Origin of the sequence: Brevundimonas sp. (assembly GCF_013823285.1) — a bacterium.
Taxonomy (GTDB): domain Bacteria; phylum Pseudomonadota; class Alphaproteobacteria; order Caulobacterales; family Caulobacteraceae; genus Brevundimonas.
In genome coordinates this window covers 1-782 of record NZ_PNLV01000196.1, presented here as the reverse complement: position 1 = coordinate 782, position 782 = coordinate 1, and the positions used below count along the sequence as shown (strand labels likewise).

1 pseudogene is annotated in these 782 nt (G+C 69.8%); it reads right to left on the bottom strand.

From position 1 onward, the window contains the following. Positions 1 to 782: pseudogene (locus tag C0461_RS14340) on the bottom strand (NAD-dependent DNA ligase LigA); the annotation flags it as partial.

The window sequence follows — 782 nt, the reverse complement described above, 5'->3', positions numbered from 1 at the left end:
TGACCTTGTAGACCACGCCGTCGATGTCATAGCCCAGCGTGGCGCGGTCGGTCTCCAGCCCCCGATACAACGCCATCAGCGCCTCGGCGCCCTCGACGCGCGTCGAACGGTCGTTGACGCGGAAGCCCCAGGCCTTGAGCTTTTGCAGGGCGTCCCACTGGGTGTCGGCGAAGTCGGCGGAGAACTCGCCCCAGGCGTAAGCGAAGAAGTGCAGGGGCCGCTGGGCCGTGATGGCCGGGTCCTTCTGGCGCAGCGAGCCGGCGGCGAAATTGCGCGGGTTGGCGTAGGTGCGCTTGCCGTCGGCCTCGGCGGCGGCGTTGAAGGCGTCGAAGGCCTCGGTCGGCGCATAGACCTCGCCACGAATCTCGATGCGGTCGGGCCAGCCGGCGCCGGACAGGCGGTGCGGAATCTCGGCGATGGTGCGCAGATTGGCGGTCACGTCCTCGCCGGTTCGGCCGTCGCCGCGTGTCGCGCCGGTGATCAGCTCGCCGTCCACATAGAGCAGGCTGGCCGAGAGACCGTCGATCTTGGGCTCGGCTGTGAAGGCCACGACCTCGTCGCCGGGCAGTTTCAGGAACCGCGCCACGCGGGCGGCGAAGTCGCGCACCTCGCCCTCGTCGAAGGCGTTGTCCAGGGACAGCATGGGGACGCCGTGGCGCACCGGCGCGAACTGGGTCGAGGCTGCGGCGCCCACGCGCAGGGACGGCGAATCAGGACTGACCAGATGGGGGAAACGCGCCTCGATGGCGGCGTTGCGGACCTTGAGCGCGTCATAGTCCGCG